Annotated in this window: 12 protein-coding genes, 2 tRNA genes and 1 pseudogene; 11 read left to right on the top strand and 4 right to left on the bottom strand. The window is 37.5% G+C overall.

Annotation, left to right across the window (positions count from 1 at the left end):
- Nucleotides 1-103: 103 nt before the first annotated feature.
- Nucleotides 104-340, bottom strand: coding sequence for a hypothetical protein (locus WH223_RS07495; protein WP_340046930.1), 237 nt, complete (start codon nt 338-340; stop codon nt 104-106).
- A 210-nt stretch (nt 341-550) separates the two neighbouring features.
- Between WH223_RS07495 and WH223_RS07490 the strand changes: the two genes are divergently transcribed.
- From WH223_RS07490 to WH223_RS07470, 5 genes are all read left to right on the top strand, one after another.
- A complete protein-coding gene (locus tag WH223_RS07490; RefSeq protein WP_340046928.1) occupies nt 551-772 on the top strand; it encodes a hypothetical protein in 222 nt (73 codons plus the stop codon).
- 83 nt (nt 773-855) lie between these two features.
- Complete coding sequence (locus tag WH223_RS07485; RefSeq protein WP_340046927.1) at nt 856-1,383, top strand: hypothetical protein; 528 nt, start codon at nt 856-858, stop codon at nt 1,381-1,383.
- A 5-nt stretch (nt 1,384-1,388) separates the two neighbouring features.
- Nucleotides 1,389-2,480, top strand: a complete 1,092-nt coding sequence (locus WH223_RS07480; protein ID WP_340046925.1) for a hypothetical protein — start codon at nt 1,389-1,391, stop codon at nt 2,478-2,480.
- An 8-nt stretch (nt 2,481-2,488) separates the two neighbouring features.
- Nucleotides 2,489-3,085 carry a hypothetical protein gene (locus WH223_RS07475; RefSeq protein WP_340046923.1) on the top strand — a complete coding sequence of 199 codons (597 nt, stop codon included), beginning with the start codon at nt 2,489-2,491 and terminating at the stop codon, nt 3,083-3,085.
- A 28-nt stretch (nt 3,086-3,113) separates the two neighbouring features.
- Nucleotides 3,114-5,507, top strand: a complete 2,394-nt coding sequence (locus WH223_RS07470) for an outer membrane beta-barrel family protein (RefSeq protein WP_340046922.1) — start codon at nt 3,114-3,116, stop codon at nt 5,505-5,507.
- Between the two features lie 18 nt (nt 5,508-5,525).
- Here WH223_RS07470 and WH223_RS07465 read toward each other — a convergent pair whose 3' ends face one another.
- The gene (locus WH223_RS07465; protein ID WP_340046921.1) at nt 5,526-6,761 is read right to left on the bottom strand and encodes a TlpA family protein disulfide reductase; all 1,236 of its coding nucleotides are present in this window, start codon (nt 6,759-6,761) and stop codon (nt 5,526-5,528) included.
- A 269-nt stretch (nt 6,762-7,030) separates the two neighbouring features.
- On the opposite strand from WH223_RS07465, the gene WH223_RS07460 reads away from it, so the two are divergent.
- The 4 genes from WH223_RS07460 to WH223_RS07445 all read left to right on the top strand — a co-directional run bounded on the left by WH223_RS07460 (nt 7,031) and on the right by WH223_RS07445 (nt 13,561).
- Nucleotides 7,031-7,495 (top strand): DoxX family protein, encoded by a 465-nt coding sequence (locus WH223_RS07460; protein ID WP_340046920.1) that lies wholly within the window; start codon nt 7,031-7,033, stop codon nt 7,493-7,495.
- Nucleotides 7,496-7,689: 194 nt separating this feature from the next.
- Nucleotides 7,690-8,850 carry an efflux RND transporter periplasmic adaptor subunit gene (locus WH223_RS07455; protein ID WP_340046919.1) on the top strand — a complete coding sequence of 387 codons (1,161 nt, stop codon included), beginning with the start codon at nt 7,690-7,692 and terminating at the stop codon, nt 8,848-8,850.
- A gap of 82 nt (nt 8,851-8,932) precedes the next feature.
- The gene (locus WH223_RS07450) at nt 8,933-12,085 is read left to right on the top strand and encodes an efflux RND transporter permease subunit (protein WP_340046917.1); all 3,153 of its coding nucleotides are present in this window, start codon (nt 8,933-8,935) and stop codon (nt 12,083-12,085) included.
- A 3-nt stretch (nt 12,086-12,088) separates the two neighbouring features.
- Complete coding sequence (locus WH223_RS07445) at nt 12,089-13,561, top strand: efflux transporter outer membrane subunit (protein WP_340046915.1); 1,473 nt, start codon at nt 12,089-12,091, stop codon at nt 13,559-13,561.
- A gap of 113 nt (nt 13,562-13,674) precedes the next feature.
- Here the strand turns inward: WH223_RS07445 and WH223_RS07440 are convergent.
- A tRNA-Leu gene (locus tag WH223_RS07440) sits at nt 13,675-13,759 on the bottom strand.
- Nucleotides 13,760-13,764: 5 nt separating this feature from the next.
- A tRNA-Gly gene (locus WH223_RS07435) sits at nt 13,765-13,837 on the bottom strand.
- A 148-nt stretch (nt 13,838-13,985) separates the two neighbouring features.
- On the opposite strand from WH223_RS07435, the gene WH223_RS07430 reads away from it, so the two are divergent.
- Together WH223_RS07430 and WH223_RS07425 are read left to right on the top strand one after the other, a co-directional pair.
- A complete protein-coding gene (locus WH223_RS07430) occupies nt 13,986-14,339 on the top strand; it encodes an ISAon1 family transposase N-terminal region protein (RefSeq protein ID WP_340046147.1) in 354 nt (117 codons plus the stop codon).
- Nucleotides 14,332-14,530, top strand: a pseudogene (locus tag WH223_RS07425) (ISAon1 family transposase); the annotation flags it as partial. The gene WH223_RS07430 and the pseudogene WH223_RS07425, both read left to right, overlap by 8 nt.

Below are 14,530 nucleotides of genomic sequence, written 5' to 3'. Positions count from 1 at the left end.
ACTTAATAATAGTGGGCTAATATTGGTGTTGAAAAATCTGTTTAATTCAATTCTCAATCTTTTCTTCGACATTAAAAAGGACCTCACAATCACAATAGCCTCCTTAGTTATTCAACCAACTTACTACTTGGTCGATATTTGGAATTTCATGTTCTACTAAAAAGGTTTTCGTCACGATGAGCGTATTTGCGCAAATTTCTTCGCCGAGTTGTTTATCTAGGTAGTCAAATAAATGGTCAAAGGATTTGCGAGATATCGGTAAGCTATCTTCGAATTTCTGTATTTCATTTTCGCGTAGCGCTTTTTCTATATCTTTTATATTTAGCGTGCTGTTGGTCACGAACCTATCGTTTCGTTGATTAACGAATATAATAATTCCTTTTTTCAGTTGTCACCTTAAATACTTGATTAGGATAGTATTAGTAATGTCTTAATATGTTGGTTTTGTGTCTTTTATTGGTTTTTGTGCTTTAGTTTTTTGTAGATATTAGAGTAAACCAATTAAGGTCTGCGAAAAAAGAAATATTTATTAACTAAAACACTATTAATTATGAAAAAAGTATGCAATCTAATTTTATCATTTGCCGTAATCACGGTAATGATGTTTTGTTCTTTTAGCCTTTTTGCTTCCAATGATATCGATGATATGGATGGCGGTGTCTTTACATGCTACTCAACTTATGAAGATGGTAGCACTAATTTTACTAACTGTAGAGAATGCTCTTCTGCAAGAGGTTCCAATTTACGTGATCCAGGGCAATGTGATAATTAAAGGATAATTAACACGACTTTCTTACAGATAGTATTTGGCGTAAGAGAGTCGTGTCTATTTTCAGGACTAAGTAATCAGGGGTTATGAAGTATAAAAGCATTTTTCAACATGTAATTTTATCAATTAGTTTTTTTTGCCTACATGCTTGTTTCGATAGAGTGGAAATCGAAAATATGTATTTAAGAAGTTACGCGGATAAAGAAATTGATTATAAAGAGTTAGTTAAACGTGATTCATTTCAGGGGTTTGACAACTTAGTGAATAAAAAAGTTCTTTTTATAGTAGACGCTAATTGTTCAGAATGTGTCCATAGATTAGATAATTGGAAGGAATTTCAATTAAGGTATCTTTCAAAAGAACAAGCTTTTCCTTCAGTGCTTTGTATTGTTCAAGGAGGTGAAACTGCATTATTTAAGCGTTATGTACTTGAAAATCCAGATTTAAAGATATTGTTTTATTTAGATCCAGATTACAACTTTGTTTTTTACAATAATTTATACAAAGTTGATCGAAAGATTTTTTTCTTAGGACCAACCAATAAAATTGCTCATATCAGTGAATCGCTAGATGCCCAGTCTTTTAAAAAAGTGTTTGAAACCTTCTTCTTTTAATTGTTATGCTGAAAAAAAGAGGACTTATAGGTTATGTTTTAATTGTTACTATGATTTCTTGCTATAGGTCTCCTGTAGTCAAGATAATAAAAGAGGATTATATTACATATCAACCTCTATTACAAGGAGAAGGGGTAAAGATGGATTCATTAAAAAGTCCCGTTTCACTTGGTTTAGTCGATACATTCTTAGTTCTTATTAATAAATATGATAAATCAAGGTTTCAAATTTATGATGCATATAATTCCGAACTCGTATTTGAATATAAAGATACTTTAGATATTAAAAATCCATTTTACTTCAATAGGTTTTATAGAAATAATGGGGATTTAATGTTTGAGATTGTTGACTTTTCCAATAACATTCTATACACATTTGTTGAAACTAAATCTGATAGTCAGGTTGCTATGTTTGTAATTAATAGTACGGATTTTATCCCAATGAAATTAGTAAATAGATTCTATAGATATTTCAGTTTGGATTTAAACAGAACGATCTATTTTGGAGCTTATTTGGGAAGGGAAAAATCTGCGGGTAGGTACTTTTATCATAAAAGTAAAACACCTTCTGAAATTGAATGGATTTCATTTGAAAATTCCCCCCATAATAGTACAAATATATTAATAAGTGATCTTCCTTATATTAATTATTCATACTTGAGTTTTAATGAAGATAAAAAAATATTAGGTGCTGGATTCAAATTTTTTAAAAGTTTGGAATTCATGAATATAAAAGGAGAGGTTTTTAAAAAAAGCCAATTTGTAGGTTCTGGAAATTTTGAGTACAAAGCCAATATTCTGACTGTAGAAGAGATGCCTATATTTTACAATGCTTCTTTCGCTACTAAAGAATATTTATACCTATTATGTGTTAATTCAACTCAGAAAAGATATAATGATAACAAAGGAAATATTGAGTTACACGTATTCTCATGGGATGGTGAGTTAAAATTTGCTGCCAAACTAGATAGAATGAAAGTTGGTGAATTCGTCGTCAATGAATCTACAAATGAATTGTTTTTATTGTCCTACATAGAATCAGACAAGAATAATCCAATCATAAAATATGATATAAGTAAAATATTTACAAATAACTAAAGTTTGAAATGAAGAAGTATATGTTGGTTTTAAAGTACGTTCTTGTAGGCATTGGTTTATTGCTATTACTCTTTCAATTTGAAAAAATACAAGAACTTAGAGAGCTTGTTAAAATCAAAACTTTAGAGAATAATGAATTATTAGAACAAGATCAAGCTTTGATTGCAGTAACTAAAAATAATATTAAAGGGACCTATATTGGTTTAGAAAAATCAGTTTTGCTATTTCATGATTTACCAATGAAGCAAAGTAAATTCGAGAAGGATACCATATTATATTTAAGAATTAATAAGGCTGACTGTAATGATTGTGTAAGACAAGCTTTTTCTGTTCTTAATAAGAATTCAATAATAAATGTCAGTATTTTAACTAATTATCCATCCGTACAAGAGTTTTTATCTGATTTTAAGGAGTTTTCTGGAAATAAAGTGTTTATAGTGGATTCTTTAGCTTTAGATATTTGGGGTGTAACAACTCCATACGCTTTTTATTATTCCCATCTTGAACAGAAATTTTTAGGCTTATGTTACTTGAATTATCTACATATCGATTTATTCGACTTTTTTTTAAAGAATAAGAATCCTAGGCAAATAGGTAATTCTTAATTTCTGTACTTTATTAAGATAACCTAACATGCGTAAAAAAACGATTTTAACCTGTTTCATACTCTTATCGTTTTCACAATGTATTTCCTATTGTTTTGGGCAGGAGGAAGCAAAAGTGGTGAAAGGTAATGTAATCAGTTATTCAACAAAACAGTCCGTGCCTTATACAAATATTACTATACATGAAGAAGGTAAGGTCAAAGAAGCTTATGCAAATGCAGATGGCTATTTCGATATTCTTGTAACAAAGGGGGCGAAGCTTGTATTTTCTGCTGTAGGATTTCAAAAGGATAGTTTTATTTACGATGGTATTTCTACACAATTAACCATCAGTTTACATACTTTGAGTAAACAGATCGATGAAATTTCAGTCGTGGGGAAGTTGCCTGTAAAGCAGGAGGTTGACCGTTTAATTTATGAGGTTCATCTTGATGCAGATGTTGCTGGTGTATCTGCTGCTCAATTCTTAAATAAAGTGCCTTTACTGCACATTGGTGACAATAAACTTAGAATATCTGGACGTTCATCGGTTTTAGTTCTATTGAATGGTAAACGTAACGTGGTGGCAGAACTAAATCCTGTCCTTTACCTTGAAAGTATTCCTGCAGATCGGATTCATAATGTAGAGGTAATTTCCTTTATTCCTGAACAGTATCAGAATCAAGGTTTTGATAGTGCTATTAATATAGTATTGAAAAAGGAGGGAAGAACAGGCTATGAGGGATCCTTAACAACATCGATTTCTCTTCCCGGAAATTATAAAGGAACTGGTCTTATGGATTGGAAATATAAAAAAGCGTCATTTACAGTCTTTGCAAATTATTCGCACAATGATTCACCAACAATTTATCGCTTGCTAGATAGAGAGGGGCTCGCTGATGGGGCATCCATTTTGTCGCAAAAAACGTCAATAAATCGGGGTATGAAAACCATTAAGCTTGGGGGTACAGCTAGTTATAATTTTTCAGATCAACAGGCACTTACGATTGATGTGTATGGGCAAAAACTAAGAGGTCGGGAATATAAAGATATGCGTACTTTTAATTTTATCGAGCGTGACACGTTGGGGTATATGCAATTTAATAAAGAGGAATTTCCGGAGTCTAGTATTGATATGCGTCTAAATTATCAATTATTTTTTAAAAGTGATAAAAAACGGAAGATTGAGCTTTTCTACCGGTTTATTAAAAATAATTACGAGCAAGATAATATCGCATCAATAGCATCTGATGGTAGTGATTTCGTTAAAACAATCGAGCAATCCAACATGATGCGATTTTTGCGTCATGCAGTACAATTAGACTATGCACATCCTACTATAATCCCTAATCTAAATTTTAACAGCGGAATAAAAGCACATGTTGATTTGAATAGGAATTTAGCCTTATATAGCATCGATGGGCAAAATTTAAGCTTAGATTCTACGGAAAACCGACAAACAAACTTCGTTTGGTATGGAGCGATTGGCTTTCGAGAAGAAAAATGGACAGCAAAAGGAGCTTTGAGCCTAGAGCATACGCGCATATCAACAACCTATATTGATGACAACAATCTCTTAACTGTCCAGCGTAATAATTACTTTAGTTGGTTGCCTACTTTCTTGTTCCAATATAAAGTTAATACACAAAAGAGTCTTAATTTTTCATTTGAGAAAAATGTCCTTCGCCCGAATGTTTTGCAGCTCAATAACTTCGTGGATAGACAAAACTCGTTTAATCTACAAGTCGGAAATCCACTATTAAAGCCGACGACGACTTATAAATATGGCGCTAATTATCAAGTCTTGAAAAAAAATAGCTACCGCATCAGTTATGAATATCAATATACCGGCAATGCTGTTCAGTTAGTTATTAGGTCTTTAGAAAATGATGTGTTAGAAAGGTCATTTGTTAATACAGGAAAAATTATCGAACATACAGCCTCCTTTTACACGAATATACCTCTCTTTGAAAAGAAAGTTAATATTGCTATAACAACACGTGGGGTATATCAAGTATTACAAGGAATCGTTGACAGTAGCATGCGTACAAGGGAAGGATGGACAGGAGGAATACTATCGAATGGTAGTTATACTTTTCGGAAGGATTGGCGTATGAGCTATTTTTTAAACCTGTCATTACCGCGCATTGGTTTGCAGCAGAAAAATAACCTCTTCCATAGCAGTTCTATTGATGTTTCGCGCAATTTCCCGAAAAAGAAACTCCGGGTTACAGCATCTGTTACTAATCCTTTCACTAGTACCCAATACCTGCGCACTGTGAATGAAACCTTAGCCGTAAGACAAACAAATGAGGGACGCTTCCCGTATCGCTTTTATGGTGTTTCTATTAATTATCGTTTTGGAAAGCTTAAAACTGGTGTCAAGCATATCGATAGCAAAATCAAAGAAGACAACCTAATGTCTGATCAGTTGAGGAATTAAGTAGTAAAGACTTTGACATCAATGGATCAGGTAATTGCTATTAACTATTTCTCCAAGTTCATTTATTAGTAAACATCTAGGAATTGAGGTTATGCTATTTTTTATCGCAAATGGAGATTTTGAACCTCCGACTAAGAAGTAATTATTTGCAGGATTTAATTTATGCTCATCCATGACGGGTTTCCATGCATTAATATCGGAATCGATAGAAAGAATGATGTACTGAATGTTCATTTTTTTACTATGTGCTACAAGTTTTGGTATTCCATCGATGCAGGGAGCACACCAACTAGCGGATAGATCATAGATAAGTTTTTGCTCTGGGTATAGAAACCGAAGGCTATCCAATGATATTAGTTTTAGGTCACTATAACGTATTAACATAGACAGATCTTTTTCTGGAACGATTATGCTCGAATACATATTAAAAAGATAGCTAGCATAGCGTTCACTTTTGACCTGGCCTTTAAACAAGGGGTAGTTAATCTTAAAACTATCTTTTTGATTTACTATTAACCGTTTTAGTGCATTGAAAAGTAACACTTCGTGATATTTTTCAGGATAGTTTTGAATAATGAAATTAAAAATACTAATTGACTGATCTGACTTATTTTGATAGGCATAGAATGCAGACTTAGTAAGGGTGGCATTATGAAGATCATTGTGTACGTTCGGCTTTTCATCCATTAAAAATGGTTGAAAAGAATTAACCAGATTTCTATCTTGTAGATGTAAAAGCTCTTGCCTTGTAAGTTGATTATATATTACAAGATAAGCTAAAGACTCTTTTAAGAGGGGAAGATCATCCAATTTACCTTGATTATTTAGGTTTTGTTTTATATAATAATCAATATGGGTGTCGTGTTTATTGTCGGTAGTGGTATCTGCTAAAAGCGTTTTATTAATAATGTAACTTTTGTGGGAGGATGACTTGACTTTGTTTAATTTTATGTCTTGTAAATACAAATTATCAGATCCTAAACATAAAATTTGCATTTCCTTGCTGCTCGATGCTGCGGAGTTTATAACGGTGCTTCCCTCAAAATATAGCGTATGCTTACGTGCAGGCTTCAATTCGAAGGATACAAAGTTACCATAGCCGTCTTGATAATTATAGTATTGTGAGTTATTTGTTGATGTATTATATAGTACAAGGGAGTCTTGTTTTTCAGCTGAAGAACTGTAAAGGGCAGCAAGGGATAGTAGAAGAAGTAAAATATATTTCATTTTAAAATTTATTGTTTGCTTCCTCATGTATCACTACGTTTTACAAATAAGGAAAATTGAAGTTTGGTTGTGTGTTAAAGCATTAATTTTAGTTTCAATTTCAGGGCTTATGAAACATTGTAACTTGCTTGAGACTAAGATAGTGATTTATTCATTTACTCGGTTATAAATCAGGTGAATGGGTGGTGAATAATGTTGACGCTACCTTTTTCTGTCTTTAACATACACTATCCTTGGTATAGATTTTGCAAAGTCAGGGTAGACTGGCTGAAATTAGAAATATTAAGCAACATCCTATGTTAAAGAAATTATTCGCCTTAGAAACAAAAGCAAATCTTATCCCTTACACCGTAAGTCGCATAGCGATTGGTGCATTTTTTTTAATTACAGGGTTTAATAAGCTTTTCAACCCGACCTTCCAAGCGAGTATGCTTAAAACCATTACTAGTATTGGTTTCCCATATCCACAGTTCACCGCTAATTTTGCAGCCGCTAATGAGGCTATTTTTGGATTACTGCTCGCCGTGGGGCTTTTCACACGTTTCAGCGCTTTCGTATTAAATATTGTGCTCTTTGTAGCCCTGTTTACCTTTGATCTTCAGCATCTACCGACAGGTTTAGACCCATTTACATGGTATAGCTATTTCGCCTATCTACCACAAGTTTTATACCTGTTGTTTCTTTTTAACGCTTGGGCAATAGGTGGAGGGCCTTTAAGCATAGATGCTTTTTTGGTTAGAAGAAAGCGGAGAATCGGATAGCATTTTTTTTTAAAATATTGACCTCTATTTTTGTTAAAATTCCTTCATTCGGCGCCGCCGAGAATGAAAAGCCAAATGTGAAAAAACCTTAAAATTTCAATAACGGCACAATAATTGGTCGTTTCTGTCGTAATAAATGCGTTGATTGTAACAGGTGTGTTACAAAAAGATGTTTACATATTACAGATTAGACTATGATCATATTACAAAAGCGAATTCAAAAAGCCCTACAATTAACAGTCCTATTTTTAACCGTTTTTGCACTCTCAAATTGTTCTTCTGGTATCTCAAAAGACCAGGATACGAAGGCCAAGCCTTTAGCATTGCCTATATATAAAGTGACGCGAAACGATGCCGTAACGGTTAAAGATTATATTGGTACGATAGAAGGGAAAGTAAACGTCGAGATACGTCCGCAGGTTGAAGGTTTGTTGCAAGAGATTTACGTCGATGAGGGTGCGTATGTACAAAAAGGGCAGAAGCTCTTTAAAATCGATGCATCGACTTATCAAGAAAGCCTAAATAATACCCTAGCGACGGAGCAAGTGGCTAAAGCGAAGCTAAGGAATGCTAAGTTGGAAATAGACCGTCTAAAACCATTGGTGGAGAATGATGTTATATCCAGTGTACGTCTAGCATCGGCGGAGTCGGACTATCAAGTAGCGAAAGCAACCCTTGATCAAGCTGCTGCTGCGGTACGTAGCGCACAGATTAGTAAAGATTTTACCATTATTACAGCGCCTGTAAGTGGCTATATCGGTCGTCTTCCTAAGCGTATAGGTAATTTAGTGAGTAAGGCTGATAAAGAACCATTAACCTTTCTATCCGATATTCAAGATGTTTATGTCTATTTCGCGATGAATGAATCGGACTACCTATACTTCTCTAAGGCGCAAGCTAAGCAAGATAGCTTAGATGGCAAGGTTTATAGTCAACATAATAAGCTTACCTTTCCAGAGGTTACTCTTGTCCTTGCCGATGGAGAGGCTTACGCAAAGAAAGGTATTGTCGATGCTGTAAATGGTCAGGTTGACCGCACAACAGGAGCTATTTCGCTGCGTGCTACTTTCCAGAATAGAGATAATATACTTCGTTCCGGAAGTAGTGGTACACTCAAGGTGACTGAGATAAAAAAGAATGTTATCCAAGTTCCTCAAGTGGCAACCAATGAGCTTCAAGATCGTGTATTTGTATACACACTTGATAAAAACAACAAAGTACAACGTAAAAATATCCTTATCATAGGAAAAAGTCAGGCAAATTATATTGTTGGTGAAGGTTTAGAAGAGGGCGATCGTGTTGTAACGACTGGCTTCGATAAACTCACGGACGGCTCTATTGTCAATCCTATTTAATTAAACAATGCTGTTTTCAAAGTTTTGCTGCGTTCCAAAGGACGTGGCAGGCTACTATATTGTCCACAAACCGTAAATAAATATGCTTAAAACCTTTATACAAAAGCCCGTACTAGCCACTGTGATATCCATATTATTGGTGTTGTTAGGTATAGTAGGACTTAAGATGTTGCCCGTAACGAGGTTTCCAGAAATTGCTCCACCCAGCGTGATTGTATCGTTGAGTTATCCAGGAGCTACGGCAGAAACAGTAGCTAAATCTGTCTTACTACCGATAGAGGAAGCTATCAATGGAGTCGAAAACATGACCTATATTAGATCGTCGGCCAGTAACTCTGGTTCTGGATCGGTACAGGTTTTCTTTAAGACAGGCACCAATCCGGAGATTGCGTCTGTAAACGTACAAACGCGTATATCTAAAGCGATAAGCTCGATTCCGGCAGAGGTAAATGAAGCCGGTGTAACCGTTATGCCTCGACAAAGTGGGGTTATCATGACGATAAACCTCTATTCAGACCATAAGGATAGCGCTTATGATGAGACCTTCTTACAAGCCTATGCCCAAATCAATCTTATGCGCCCATTACTGCGTGTAGACGGGGTGGCTCAGGTCTCTAGGCTAGGAGCAAGGGATTATGCGATGCGTTTATGGCTTAACCCCGAAAAACTGGCGCTTTATAATCTGGTGCCCAAAGATGTACTTGATGCCATTAAGGATCAGAATTTCGAAATTGCCCCAGGTAAGTTTGGCGAAACATCCGATGAAGCCTTTGAGACGGTAATCAAGCATAAGGGGCGCCTTAGCGAACCCGAAGCTTTCCAAAATATAGTTATCAAAACCAATAAGGATGGTTCTGTATTGTACCTACGCGATATTGCTCGTGTAGAATTTGGTGCGACCAACTTGAGTAGCGATAATAAAGTGAATGGATTTCCAGGACTTACGTTAAACTTGACGCAAACAAGTGGATCCAACGCCCATGATATCGATATCGGTGTGCGGAAGGTCTTGGAAGAACAGGCTAAGACGTTTCCTAAAGGTATTCATTATGAAGTGACCTACTCGGTAAGAGATCAGATTGATGAATCCATTAGTCAGGTGAAGCATACCTTGTTTGAGGCCTTTATTTTGGTGTTTATCATTGTTTTTATTTTCTTACAAGACTTTAGGTCTACGCTCATTCCGGCCATCGCCATTCCTGTATCCTTAGTAGGTACCTTTTTCTTCCTACAGCTCTTTGGTTTCTCGCTGAATGTCTTAACCATGTTTGCCCTGGTACTCGCCATCGGTATTGTGGTCGATGATGCTATCGTCGTAGTAGAGGCTATCCATCAAAAGATGCATGAAACAGGAATGAAAGCCAAAGCGGCTACCGTATCTACCATGTCGGAAATTACAGGTGCAATTTTATCCATTACCATGGTTATGGCTGCGGTATTCTTACCTGTAGGGTTTATGGAAGGCCCTGCGGGGATATTTTATCGACAGTTTGCCTATACCTTGGCTACGGCCATCTTTATATCGGCTATCAATGCCTTGACGCTGAGTCCAGCCCTTTGTGCGCTGTTGCTAAAAGCACCAACAATCAGTAAAGATGATAGCCAGAAGAATCGATTTACACGATTTAAAGAACGCTTTTTTGCGCATTTCAATGCTTCGTTTGATAGGCTAACTGATCGATATATTTCGGTTGTGCGTGTTTTAATACAACGTAAAGCCTACGCTTGGACGGGTTTAATTGTCTTAACCGCTATCGGCGTGTTATTGATGGTTAAATCGCCTAAGAGTTTTATTACTACGGAAGATGACGGCTTTGTCACCTATGCTTTAGCGATGCCTCCAGGTGCTTCCCTGGCGAGAACGACCGAAGTATTACATCGTGCAGATAGTATTCTTAAAGGGAGAGCCGATATCATGGGGATGACTACGGTTTCGGGGTATAATGCTTTGGATGGTGGCTCGAGCCCTGCTTTTGCTGCGGGCTATATCAACCTCTATCCGCATGCGGAACGTAAAAAGATTAAAGATATACAGGTTTTTATGGATACAATCCGTAAGGACCTAGGGCAGATCAATGAAGCACGATTTACCGTGTTTCCACGCCCAACCGTACAAGGATTTGGTGACTTTGCTGGTATAGAAATGGTGCTTCAAGATCGTCTTGGTGGTGATATACGTGACTTTAATACCATTGCCGATACCTTTATCAACGAGCTTAATCGCCTTCCGGAAATAGAAAATGCTTACACCTCCTTCAAAGCTAATTTTCCGCAGTATGAAGTAAATATTGATGTGGTGAAAGCTAAGTCCTTAGGCTTAAGCATTAATGTGCTGATGTCTACCATTCGTTCCTACTTTGCACGGGTACAAGCGGGGGATTTTAGTCGCTTTGGCCGGCAGTATCGGGTGTATGTTCAGTCGGATTTCGACTTCCGTAAGGATCCTGACTCGTTCAACTCCATCTTTGTACGGAACAATGAAGGCAAGATGGTACCGATCAATACGGTGCTGACCTTAGAAAAAGCGGTAGGTCCTGAAACCATCACGCGTTACAATTTGTACAATGCGATTGCCATAAATGTGACTCCTGCAAAAGGGTATAGCACGGGCGACGCTATGCAGGCTATTCAGCTCCATGCGGAAGAGAAACTACCCGGAAATTATGGTTTTGAATGGACGGGGATGAGCTTTGAGGAAAGTCAGTCGGGATCACAGACGGCATTGATATTCGTGCTCAGTATCTTGTTCGTCTACTTCTTATTGGCTGCTCAATACGAAAGCTATATCCTTCCATGGGCGATTTTATTATCTGTACCTGTAGGATTGGTGGGTGTGTTTTTAACCATCGCATTGGTCGGATTGCAGAATAATATATATGTGCAGGTAGGACTTATTATGCTAATCGGATTGTTGGCTAAAAATGCTATCCTGATTGTGGAGTTTGCCTTGCAAGAGCGACAAAAAGGAGCTAGTCTTGTCGATGCGGCGGTCAATGGTGCACGTTTGCGTCTACGCCCGATTCTAATGACTAGTCTAGCCTTTATCGCTGGTTTAGTCCCTTTGATGTGGACAGTAGGGCCTTCAGCTATTGGTAACCACTCTATCAGCTTCTCCGCTGCCGGCGGGATGCTATTCGGGGTACTATTCGGTATTTTTATTATTCCTGTATTATTTATTGTGTTTAAAGGACTGGATGAGAAGATTAAAGAAAAACTAAGAGAGGAGGAAGTTTAAGGTATGAAAAGAACGAACAGACAGCTATATTTTTTTGGAATACTCGGTGTATTATGCTTGATGCAAGCGTGTAAAGTTGGTCAGAAATATAAACAGCCTGATTTGCAGATGCCCAACCATTTTAGGGGAGACAGTACATTGAGCCCCGTTGCGGATAGTTTGAGCATCGCCGAAATTAAATGGAGAGACTTCTTTCACGATAGTACGCTTAACGCTCTTATCGATACAGCCTTGCGTCTTAATTACGATGTGAAGACGGCTTTGCTCAATATTGAAATTGCCAATAGACAACTGCTGCAAAATAAAGCTAATTACTTGCCAACGCTGAGTGCCGATATTGCAACAATGAATAAGCAATGGCGCTCCGCTAATTTTAATAGTGGGCCATCGACGCGTTGGTATGACAAAAAAGGAGAGGAGGCGCCCAAAAACATGTATTCCTATGTTTCGCAGTTTGGTACGCAGCTTAACTTCAGCTGGGAGATTGATATTTGGGGGAAAATTGGCAATAACAATGACAAGCTGCGTGCGCAATATCTAAGCACGCATGAAGCACGTAAAGCTATTCAAACCCAGCTGATATCGGATGTTGCCACTGGCTATTTCAACCTCCTGATGTTGGATGCTAAGATTGAAGTAGCACGTCGTAATGTGCGTTTGAATGATAGTACGCTGCACATGATAAAGCTGCAGTATACATCGGGTGAGATTAGTGCCCTCGCTATTCAACAAACGGAATCCCAACGTTTATTGGCCGAATCTTTAGTGCCTGAATTGGAAAAGCAGATTCTCATTCAAGAAAACTCCTTACGCCTATTAACAGGACGATTGCCAGATTCCGTAGAACGTAGCAAGAATGTCGAAGGTATATTTGGTAACAAAGAACACTTAGGTATTTCTTTAGGCGCTCCATTAGATATCGTTCGTAATAGACCTGATATCCGTACCGCTGAGCTGTCACTTATCGCAGCCAATGCAGATATGAACATTAATCAAGCCATGCGATACCCAACTTTGGCCCTAGGTGGAGCCTTGGGGGTAAACTCCATGCTACCACAAAACTGGTTTAATATTCCGGGTGCGCTATTGGGAAATGTTACGGGAAGTCTGTCGGCACCCATATTTAAAAATAGAACCTTGAAAACTAACTATGAAGTTTCCAAGCTACGCCGTGAGCAGGCTGAAATAGGCTTTCAGCGTACGGTGCTGAGTGCCGTCAATGAGGTGTCGAATGCAATTATTACAGTGAGTAAACAGGATCAGCAATTGGATTATGCCAAAAGGAGGGTTGCTAACTCACAGTTAGCTGTGCGTAATGCGAGTTTATTGTTCCGTAGCGGTTATGCCACCTACTTAGAGGTTATCACAGCGCAGAGCAATGCTTTGACGAGCGATTTGGCCTTGGTAGAGCTCGAGCAAAAGCAACTCGATGCTTACGTAAATTTGTATCGCTCCTTAGGAGGTGGGTGGAAGTAGATAAAAGAGGAGTTCAATCCCTCGCTTCCTGTGAATAAATACAATGGATGGAGTTTAATCTAAAACTCCTATAAATGGAAAAAGCCTCATCTTTCGATGAGGCTTTTATTCCGTACCTAGGGCGGGAATCGAACCCGCACTCCCTTAACGGGAACAGGATTTTAAGTCCTGCGTGTCTACCAGTTCCACCACCTAGGCAACTGAGCGAAAGACGAGATTCGAACTCGCGACCCCAACCTTGGCAAGGTTGTGCTCTACCAACTGAGCTACTTTCGCTTGACGTGCCACAAAGATAGAATTAATTTCCTTCCCTCCAAAATAAATTTGCGTTTAAATGCTTTTAAAGCCTGTTTTTAGGGATCATACGGAATTCTTGGGGGGTAAATTTAATTATTGTTAGTTTAGCGTTTTAAATAGATATACTTTGCAAGACGCCGAACGTAAACTTCTGACTTTATTGATGCCCGAAGGGCTATTAGAATATTTTGATATCATGGATGTTGTCTCAAAAGACAACGAACTTCATATTTATCTCGATGAAAAGAACATAGCCCCTTCAGGTTATGAAAATGCTAAATTAGAATCAAAAGGTTTTATGCCATCCGCTGAAATTAAGGATTTTCCTATTCGCACTCAGAAAGTTACACTTCATATTAAACGCCGACGTTGGACAGTTCTAGCTGATGGGAAAATCATTACTAGAGATTGGAACTTGGTGCGTGAAGGGGCTCGAATGACTACAGAGTTCGGGCTTTTTTTAAAGGGGATATTTGGATAATTATCCCATTAGTGCTCATCTATTAGGTCTTTTCTTCCAGTTAGATGGAAAACAGCTCCAGGAGCACTATAAAAACCATCTTAGTGACTTTCATGATTGGAATCAAAAGTCTCATGCAGAATACTGGACTGTTTTCCCTGAGAACACAACAGAAAAGTTAAGTATTGACGAAACGAGCTTCAGTAACGGTG

It is taken from the genome of Sphingobacterium sp. MYb382 (genome assembly GCF_037572665.1).
Lineage (GTDB): Bacteria > Bacteroidota > Bacteroidia > Sphingobacteriales > Sphingobacteriaceae > Sphingobacterium.
This window is presented reverse-complemented; position numbering and strand designations above follow the sequence as displayed.

Excerpts from the sequence above, each read along its gene's own strand:
- WH223_RS07490 (WP_340046928.1), top strand. The coding sequence starts at position 551 with ATGAAAAAAGTATGCAATCTAATTTTATCATTTGCCGTAATCACGGTA.
- WH223_RS07485 (WP_340046927.1), top strand. The coding sequence starts at position 856 with ATGAAGTATAAAAGCATTTTTCAACATGTAATTTTATCAATTAGTTTT.
- WH223_RS07480 (WP_340046925.1), top strand. The coding sequence starts at position 1,389 with ATGCTGAAAAAAAGAGGACTTATAGGTTATGTTTTAATTGTTACTATG.
- WH223_RS07475 (WP_340046923.1), top strand. The coding sequence starts at position 2,489 with ATGAAGAAGTATATGTTGGTTTTAAAGTACGTTCTTGTAGGCATTGGT.
- WH223_RS07470 (WP_340046922.1), top strand. The coding sequence starts at position 3,114 with ATGCGTAAAAAAACGATTTTAACCTGTTTCATACTCTTATCGTTTTCA.
- WH223_RS07465 (WP_340046921.1), bottom strand. The coding sequence starts at position 6,761 with ATGAGGAAGCAAACAATAAATTTTAAAATGAAATATATTTTACTTCTT.
- WH223_RS07460 (WP_340046920.1), top strand. The coding sequence starts at position 7,031 with ATGTTAAAGAAATTATTCGCCTTAGAAACAAAAGCAAATCTTATCCCT.
- WH223_RS07455 (WP_340046919.1), top strand. The coding sequence starts at position 7,690 with ATGATCATATTACAAAAGCGAATTCAAAAAGCCCTACAATTAACAGTC.
- WH223_RS07450 (WP_340046917.1), top strand. The coding sequence starts at position 8,933 with ATGCTTAAAACCTTTATACAAAAGCCCGTACTAGCCACTGTGATATCC.
- WH223_RS07445 (WP_340046915.1), top strand. The coding sequence starts at position 12,089 with ATGAAAAGAACGAACAGACAGCTATATTTTTTTGGAATACTCGGTGTA.